Source organism: Candidatus Pelagibacter communis (assembly GCF_001179945.1).
Lineage (GTDB): Bacteria > Pseudomonadota > Alphaproteobacteria > Pelagibacterales > Pelagibacteraceae > Pelagilacustribacter > Pelagilacustribacter ubique_A.
Map to the genome: position 1 here is coordinate 1 of NZ_CVSG01000080.1, position 8,642 is coordinate 8,642.

General features: G+C 27.4%; 10 protein-coding genes. 7 read left to right on the forward strand and 3 right to left on the reverse strand.

Translation table 11 applies throughout. From position 1 onward, the window contains the following. From crtI to rnhA, 7 genes are all read left to right on the forward strand, one after another. The coding region (gene crtI, locus AMN78_RS03680) for a phytoene desaturase family protein (RefSeq protein ID WP_075534237.1) at positions 1–1,107 on the forward strand (1,107 nt) is incomplete at its 5' end. After that, a complete protein-coding gene (locus tag AMN78_RS03685; RefSeq protein WP_075534238.1) occupies positions 1,107–1,955 on the forward strand; it encodes a phytoene/squalene synthase family protein in 849 nt (282 codons plus the stop codon). The genes crtI and AMN78_RS03685, both read left to right, overlap by 1 nt. Continuing rightward, positions 1,942–3,009, forward strand: coding sequence for a lycopene cyclase family protein (locus tag AMN78_RS03690; protein ID WP_075534239.1), 1,068 nt, complete (start codon positions 1,942–1,944; stop codon positions 3,007–3,009). The genes AMN78_RS03685 and AMN78_RS03690 overlap by 14 nt, the downstream gene beginning before the upstream one ends. After that, the gene (locus tag AMN78_RS03695) at positions 3,009–3,914 is read left to right on the forward strand and encodes a Brp/Blh family beta-carotene 15,15'-dioxygenase (protein ID WP_075534240.1); all 906 of its coding nucleotides are present in this window, start codon (positions 3,009–3,011) and stop codon (positions 3,912–3,914) included. The genes AMN78_RS03690 and AMN78_RS03695 overlap by 1 nt, the downstream gene beginning before the upstream one ends. Continuing rightward, positions 3,898–4,842, forward strand: coding sequence for a 4-hydroxy-3-methylbut-2-enyl diphosphate reductase (gene ispH, locus AMN78_RS03700; RefSeq protein ID WP_075534241.1), 945 nt, complete (start codon positions 3,898–3,900; stop codon positions 4,840–4,842). Before AMN78_RS03695 ends, ispH begins: the two co-directional genes overlap by 17 nt. Continuing rightward, entirely contained in the window at positions 4,842–5,810 is a 969-nt protein-coding gene (locus tag AMN78_RS03705) for a homoserine kinase (RefSeq protein WP_075534242.1), read from the forward strand. The genes ispH and AMN78_RS03705 overlap by 1 nt, the downstream gene beginning before the upstream one ends. After that, positions 5,810–6,232: a ribonuclease HI gene (gene rnhA / locus AMN78_RS03710; RefSeq protein ID WP_075534243.1), complete on the forward strand. Its 423-nt coding sequence runs from the start codon at positions 5,810–5,812 to the stop codon at positions 6,230–6,232. Before AMN78_RS03705 ends, rnhA begins: the two co-directional genes overlap by 1 nt. On the opposite strand, the gene AMN78_RS03715 is transcribed toward rnhA, so the two are convergent. The 3 genes from AMN78_RS03715 to AMN78_RS03725 form a co-directional block, all read right to left on the reverse strand. Continuing rightward, on the reverse strand, positions 6,225–6,710 hold the full coding sequence (locus tag AMN78_RS03715) for a peroxiredoxin family protein (RefSeq protein ID WP_075534244.1): 486 nt from the start codon (positions 6,708–6,710) through the stop codon (positions 6,225–6,227). The two genes, rnhA and AMN78_RS03715, sit on opposite strands and share 8 nt — an antisense overlap. Then, entirely contained in the window at positions 6,707–8,083 is a 1,377-nt protein-coding gene (gene thrC, locus AMN78_RS03720) for a threonine synthase (protein ID WP_075534245.1), read from the reverse strand. Before thrC ends, AMN78_RS03715 begins: the two co-directional genes overlap by 4 nt. Continuing rightward, the coding region (locus AMN78_RS03725) for an SURF1 family protein (protein ID WP_075534246.1) at positions 8,080–8,642 on the reverse strand (563 nt) is incomplete at its 5' end. The genes AMN78_RS03725 and thrC, both read right to left, overlap by 4 nt.

Consider the following 8,642-nt stretch of genomic DNA (forward strand, 5'->3'; position numbering starts at 1 on the left):
GGATATAAAAATTTAGTAAATTTTACCGAGAAAATTTTTGATAAAGGTTTTACAGATTTATCTGATAAACCTTTTAATAATTTAGTATTTATGATGAAACAAATTCCATCTCTATTAAAGTTAAAAAGTTATAAGTCAGTCTATAGTTTGGTTTCGAACTATATATCTAATGAAAAATTAAGAAGAGTATTTAGTATGCACCCACTTTTGGTAGGTGGTAATCCTTTCAGCACTACTTCGATATATACATTGATTTTATTTTTAGAGAAAAAGTGGGGTATTCACTACTCAATGGGAGGGACCGGAAGTGTTGTGAAAGCTTTAGAAAAACTAATGATTGAGGAAAATATAAAAATTATTAAAAACGCTGAAGTTACAGAAATAATTACAGAAAACAAAAAGGTTAAAGGTATTAAAATTAACAATTCAAAAATAATTAATAGTGATTATGTAATTTGTAACTCAGATCCGCCTAATGTTTATAATAACTTGATAAAATCAAAAGATGATTATGATTTTTTATTTAAGCAAAAAATGAAAAGAATGGATTATTCAATGGGATTATTTGTTTATTATTTCGGCTCTAAAAAAAAATATAATGATGTCGCACATCATACAATTTATTTTGGTGAGTCTTATGAAAAACATCTTGATAAAATCTTTGAAAAGAAAATACTTTCTGATGATATAAGCTATTATTTACATCGACCATCAGCAACAGATCCTAATATGGCTCCAGAAGGGCAAGATGCTTTTTATGTATTAGTTCCAGTGCCAAATAATTTGTCTAAAGTAAATTGGATCGAAGAAGGCAATAAATTTAAAAATTTAGTTTTAGAAAAAATGGATAAATCTGTTCTGCCTGGTATTAAAGATAATGTGGTAAGTGATTTTTATTTAACACCTGATTACTTCGAAATAGATCTAGCAACTCTTTATGGATCTGGATTTTCAATTCAGCCTAAATTTTCTCAGTCAGCTTATTTTAGATTTCATAATCAATCTGAAATATATAAAAACTTATACTTTGTTGGTGCGGGTACACATCCAGGTGCTGGAATGCCCGGTGTTCTTTCATCAGCAAAAGTTTTAGACAAATTATTTTAATGAAAAGTAATTTATTAAAAAAACATGCTAAATCTTTTTATTGGGCAAGTTTTTTTCTTTCAAGAAATACATTAGACAAATGTTCATCTGTATATAATTTCTGTAGAACATTAGACGATATAGTAGATACTAATAATAATCTTTACTCAAAGAGAGAAATTTTCTCAAAATTTAAAAAAGATTTTGAGGGTAAAAATCTAGATAATGAAATTATAAAAGATATGTGGTCAGTTATTGATAGTGAAAATATATCTAAAAAAGTAATAATAGATTTATTTGATGGAGTTGAAACAGACTTAAAGGAGAAAGTGGTGATTAATTCAAAAAAAGAGTTGCTTGTTTACTCTTATAGAGTAGCAGGAACAGTCGGATTAATGATGTCAAAAATAATGAAAGTAGAAAATAAAGAGGCTCTAAGAGGCGCGATTGATTTAGGGATAGCCATGCAACTTACTAATATTGCTAGAGATGTTTGTGAAGATAAAGCGCGTAATAGACAATATGTTAAACACGATTTTTCATCAATACGAGCTATTATAGATGAGTCTCAAACATTTTACGAAAAATCATTTACATCTATTAGCAGTATACCAGTTAAAAATAGGTTTTCAGTTATTGTCGCAAGACGGGTTTATAGAAAAATAGGTGACTACATTCTTAAACAAAATAACATAGATAATTACAATAAGGCCGGCAAAATCTATGTCCCGGTATTTGAAAAGATAATTCAGACTTTGTTATCTATTATTGACTTTATTAAGTTATTATTCATAAAAAATTATAATTACGACAATCAATTAAATCATAATATTTTAGAACAAGAGATTAATTTAAATGAGAGAATTTGATTATATTATTGTTGGAGGTGGGTGCGCGGGTTTATCTTTGGCCTATGAGCTTGAAATAAATGATAAGTTAAAGGAGAAAACTTTAGCAATAATTGAAACCCGTGAAGAGTATAAGAGAGACAAAACTTGGTCATTCTGGAAAGTATTTAATCATAATTTTGAAGATTGTGTAATTAAAAGTTGGAATAATTTTACAATAAATACTGCTGAAAACTCTAATGAACTAACAAATAAAAAATTTCCTTATCAAAGTATCGATAGCGGAAAATTTTATAAAAAGATTAATTCAAAACTCTCCACAAATTCTAATGTTAGTTTTTTTAGAAATCTAAATGAGGTCAATTCAGAAAATTCTATAATTTTTAATAGTATTTTTGAAAAAGAACTTAATAAATCTGGGTTGTGGCAACACTTTCAAGGTGTTGAGATAGAGACACCTAAGAACATTTTTGATGAGGAAATAATAAACTTAATGGATTTTAATTGTGATCAGAGAAAAGATGTACATTTTTTCTACACATTGCCATTCAGCAAAAATAAAGCTTTGATTGAAACTACTTGGTTATCAGATTTAGAGGATCAGAGCCTCAGAGATTATGACCTTCAATTAGAAAATTATATTAAGAATAATCTGGGTATAAAAAACTATAAAATAAATTTTACTGAAAAAGGAGCTATACCACTATTTTCTCCGACACTAAGAAATAATAACAAAATAATTAATATTGGATCAGCTGGAGGGATGACTCGGTTAAGTACAGGTTATACTTTTTTGAACATTCAAGAACATAGTCGTTATATTGTAAAAAATATTGAAAATATTAATAAGGCAAAAATGTTCTCCATAGGAAAAAAATATCTATTTTTAGATAAAGTATTTCTGAGAGTATTAGAAAATTATCCAGAAAAGATGCCTAAAATTTTTTTTAATATGTTTAAAACGTCTTCAAATACAATTATAAAATTTTTATCAAATAAAAGTAATATTATTGAGGATATAAATATTATTAGCAAAATGCCAAAATTAATATTTTTAAAAGCATTGTTTAATTAATGGAAAATATTAACTCTAAGCACTCAATTATATTTTTTAATTTTTGTATTTTGATAAGCCCTCTTTATATATTGCTTAATTTTGAACCAGTTATATTTTGCTTATTTTTAATTCTAATTTTAGGAATTTCTCACGGTGCATTAGATAATATCAAAGGAAAAAAGCTTTTAAAATTATTTGGATACAAACAAAATGTATTCTTTTATCTTGCCTATGTATTGATCTCATCATTGATAATAATATTATGGTTGATATTTCCTAATACAATTTTATTTGTATTTTTGATTGTAGCCGCCTACCATTTTGGAAAAGAAGATACAGTATTTTTTTTTAGAAAAAAGTTTTTCATATCTGAGATTTTATTCTTCTTAAAAGGATCAACAGTGATTATGGCTCCATTATTATTAAAGAGAGAGGAAACTATTGAAATATTTAGGATTCTAAATTTCAAAGTTTTTGAAGCAGGATTTTTTAGTAATGAATTTTTAATTGGAATGTTATGTCTTGGTTTTTTATCATCTATGTATATTGCAAAGAATGAAAATGCAAATCTAAAAGGCGTCATGATCATGGACTTCTTTTCTTTAATAATACTAAATCTTTTTTTGTCGCCTATTTTAGCTTTCACTATTTATTTTTGTTTTCTTCACTCAATCAGGCATTCGATTACTCTTATTTTTGAGTTGGATAGATCTTTTAAGACAGGTTTTAAAAAATTTATAGTTAAAGCTATTCCTTTAACTTTTGTTACTGCAGTAATATTTTTATTTACAATATATTTTTTAAATAATTTTTATAAGCTTGATGAGGCTATTTATAAGGTAATATTTATTGGTTTGGCGTCACTTACTTTTCCGCATATATTGTTAGAATATCTTTTAGAAAAAAATGAAAAAAGAACTTAAAATTTATTTAGCGTCACCAAGAGGATTTTGTGCTGGAGTTAAAAGAGCAATTGAAATAGTTGAAAAATCTATCAGCAAGTTTGGAGCACCGGTATATGTTCGTCATGAAATAGTTCACAATAAACAGGTTGTTGAAGAGTTAAAAGAAAAAGGTGCAATTTTTGTTGATGAATTATCTGACATAGATGACGCAAGTAGGCCTGTAATTTTCTCAGCTCATGGAGTTCCAAAGTCAGTTCCAGAAGAAGCTAAATTAAAAAATTTATCCTTTGTAGATGCAACTTGTCCATTAGTTTCAAAAGTTCACAGAGAGTCCGAACAATTAAATAAAAATGGTTTCGATATATTATTAATCGGACATAAAAATCACCCTGAAGTTATTGGTACAATGGGTCAGCTCCCAAAAGGATCAATTAAATTAATCGAGACAAAAAATGATGTTGATCTGCTAAAAGAAAATGATTTTAAAAAACCTCTTGCATATATTACTCAAACAACCTTGTCTGTAGATGATACAGCTGAAATAATTGAAGCTCTTAAAAATAAGTTTCCAAAAATTAAAGGGCCCATTAAAGAGGATATATGTTACGCAACTACTAACAGACAGTCCGCAGTAAAAGAGATAGCTTCCAAGTGTGATATGTTTTTTGTAGTGGGTAGCCGTAATTCGTCAAATTCTGTTAGATTAGTTGAAGTTGCAAAAAAAGCGGGATGTAATAAATCTCATTTAATGCATTCTGAAAAAGAAATTCCTTTTAATGAAATAGAAAATTCTGAAATTATTGGGATATCCTCTGGAGCATCTGCACCAGAAAAGCTTGTTCAAACTTTGTTGAACAGTTTAAAAAGAGATAGAAATGTTTCTATTGAAGAAGTAATAGTTGCGGAAGAAAAGGTTGTATTTAAATTGCCGAAAGAACTCAATTAATGGCTGTCTATACAAAGTTAAATCAAAAAAATATTGAGGAAATTTTATCTTACTATAATTTAGGTAAATTGGACTCGTTCAAAGGAATTGAAGAAGGTATTGAAAATACAAACTATTTTTTATCGGTTAATAAAAAAAAATTTATATTAACTATTTACGAAAAAAGAGTTAAATCTCCTGATCTTCCTTTTTTTTCTGATCTTATGTCATCTTTAAATAAAGCTAGCTTCAAATGCCCTGCTCCTATTTCCAATAATAATAATGACACTATTACAAATTTTGAGGGGAAAAAATTAATGATCGTTTCATTTCTTGAGGGAAAGGCAAAAAAAAATCTATCTCCAGCTAATTGTAAATCAATCGGATGTGAAATAGCTAAAATGCATGAGCTCACAAAAAATTTAAAATTAAAACGACAAAATGACCTATCCGTAAATTCATGGAGAAAATTATTTAATTCAGTCAAAGATAAGTGTGAAAATATACATGAAGATCTGCCAAGATTAATTGAGGAAAATCTTGATGATGTTGAAAAAAATTGGCCAAAAAATTTGCCAAGAGGAATAATCCATGCAGATTTATTTCAAGATAATATTTTTTTTATTCAAGATAAGTTAAGTGGTATAATTGACTTTTATTTTTCATGTGAGGATTTTTTTGCCTTTGAAATCGCTATTTGTTTTAACGCTTTGTGTTTTGACGGTTTAAAAAGTAATTTAAGTTTCAACGTTACTAAAGCAAAGAAATTTATAGATGGATATACATCTGTAAGAAAATTATCTCACGATGAATTAAAAAATATTAAAGTTTTATCTCAAGGTGCTGCTTTAAGATTCTTGCTAACTCGAGTATTTGATGCATTAAATAAAGTAGAAGGAGCAATAGTCAAAGTAAAAGATCCAATGGAATATTTAAAAAGATTAGAATTTCACAAGAATGCAAAAAATCATGAGGATTATTTCTTTTAATGAAATTAAAAATTTATACTGATGGTGCTTGCTCTGGAAATCCTGGGAAAGGAGGTTGGGCGGCAATCATATTAAATGATTCTAATCAATCAAGTATTTCTGGAAGTGAGAGTAATACAACTAATAATAGGATGGAGTTAATGGCTCCAATTATGGCATTAAAAAAAATAAAAAAGAAATCAGAGATTATAATTTTTACTGACTCGAAGTATGTAAAAGATGGAATAACCGATTGGATTAAAAAGTGGAAAGTTAATAATTGGAAAAGTTCAAATAAGAAACCAGTTAAAAATAGAGATCTTTGGATTAAATTGGATAATGCTTGTCTAAAGCATAAAGTTACTTGGAAATGGGTTAAGGCACATGCTGGTAACAAATATAATAATCTTGTTGATGAATTAGCAGTTTTGAAAACTAAATAGATTTTAAAAAGCTTTCAGCTGAAGATAATTCACAACTAGCTGTTTCTTTTTCTTCTTCTACTTTTTTAATTTCACCATTTTCCACTAACATAGTGTAACGATTTGATCTAATTCCTAATCCTTTTTCGGATTTATCTACTTCTGCTCCGATAGCTTTTGTAAATTTAAGAAAAGGATCACCAGCCATGAATATTTTACTTCCAGCATTTTGATTTTCGCCCCAAGCCTTCATAACATTTGGATCATTCACAGCGATACATATAATTTTTGAAATTCCTTTTTTAATAGCTAGTTCATAATTTTTTATATACCCAGGAAGATGAAGAGCCGAACAAGTTTTAGTAAAAGCTCCAGGCATACCTAAAATTATAGTCTTGCCTTTGCATAGATCTAAAACATCAATTTTTTTAACATCATTATTTTGGTCAAGATAAAATAATTCAGAGTTAGGTAATTTATCTCCTATATTTATTCTCATTGTATTTTACCCAAAATATAATTTTTAACTTCTGAATTTGAATTACCAATAATATCAAATGTTTCTTTTTTATCCATATTCAATTTTAGATGTTCAGGTGAGTCTAAATTTTTTCCTATAGCTTTTTTTATAGTATCACTGAATTTGAAAGGATGAGCTGTGCCAAGAACAATTATATCTCCTAAATTTTTAAAACTTTTTGCTGCACCTACTCCAGTAGCAGTATGAGGATCAATTATAAATTTATGTTCTTTATATATTTCATCGATTATAGATACTGTCTCTTCATCTGTAACTTTTACTGCCTCAAAATCTTTTTTTATTTTATCAATTTCTCTTCTTTCTAAATTAAATAAATTTTTTGATGACAAATCGCTCATCAATGACCCCACCTTACTATCGTTTTCATCTAATATGTAATAAAGCAGCCTCTCAAAATTACTGGCAACTTGAATATCCATACTTGGTGTAATAGTCGCTTTCACTATACCAGGTTTATATTCACCTGTATTAATGACTCTTTGTAAAATATCATTTTTATTTGTAGCAACTATAAGTTTATTTATTGGTAAACCCATTTTTTTTGCAACATATCCAGCATAAATATCTCCAAAATTACCAGTTGGCACAGAAAAGCTAATATTGTTTTTTTTTAATTTAAAAAAAGAATAAAAATAATAAACAATTTGACAAACAATTCTCGCCCAATTGATAGAATTTACGCCTGACATATTTATTTTTGATCTAAAACTATTTTCATTAAAAAGTTCTTTTACAATTTTTTGACAATCATCAAATGAACCCTCAATAGCAATATTATAAATATTGGCTCCACCGATTGTTGTCATAATTTTTCTTTGAATACTTGAAATTTTATTATGCGGATGCAGAACAAAAAGATTGATATTTTTTTTATTACTTAATGCTGCTATAGCTGCTGAACCAGTGTCACCTGAAGTAGCAACAACGATATTTACAGTTTTATCTTTTGCGACTTCTAAATGGTCATACATATTTCCAATTAGTTGCATTGCAATATCTTTAAAAGCTAAAGTAGGTCCATGATAAAGTTCAAGAAGATTTATATTTCCGATTTTTTTTATATTTACGACTTCTTTTTCTTTAAAACTACTATAAGATTTTTGTATTAGTGAGTTAAGTTCTTTTTTTTTAATTTCATCTGAACAAAAATTAAAGATAATTTCTGTTGCAAGATCATTATAACTTAACTTACTTAAATAATTAAGTTCTTCTTGGTTATACTTCTTTATTTCATTAGGCAAAAACAGCCCACCACCTGGTGCGAGACCTCTTAAGAAAATATCTTTAAAACTAAATTTTAAAGATTTGTCCCTTGTGCTAAAATAATTCATTTTTTTCTTCTAAAATATAAATAATAAAAAATTATTGAAATTGATATTGCATACCACGTTATAGCATATTTAAGGTGATTATTTGGCACATCTATACTAATCTTTTTAGGTGTAGGTAACTTAACTTGATTATCTTCTAAAAAAATTACAAATTTATTAAATTGCTCTCCTGTAGCTTCTTTTAAATCTTCTAAATTTAGTGAAAACCAAATATTGTTTTTAATATCATTGTCTGGTTTAAATATGCTTGGTTTATATATTTCTCTTAAAAGGCCAATTATCTCTTCATCATTTTCTGCTTTGATGTTTATGCCTGGATTGTTTTTTAATTCTTTTTGAATCCAACCTCTATTAATTAAAACATTTTGATTTTTGTCTGTTCTAAAAGGAGTAATTACATCGTATCCAGGTTTTCCACTGTCGTTCAAGCTATAAAGGTAAATTTGCTTATCGAAATTAAATTTTCCTTTAGCGCTTACTCTCTGATAATTTTTCTTAATTGAATTTGAGTATTCTATTGGTTTTGAGTCTAATCCAAAAGTTATTTCGCTTATTAGCT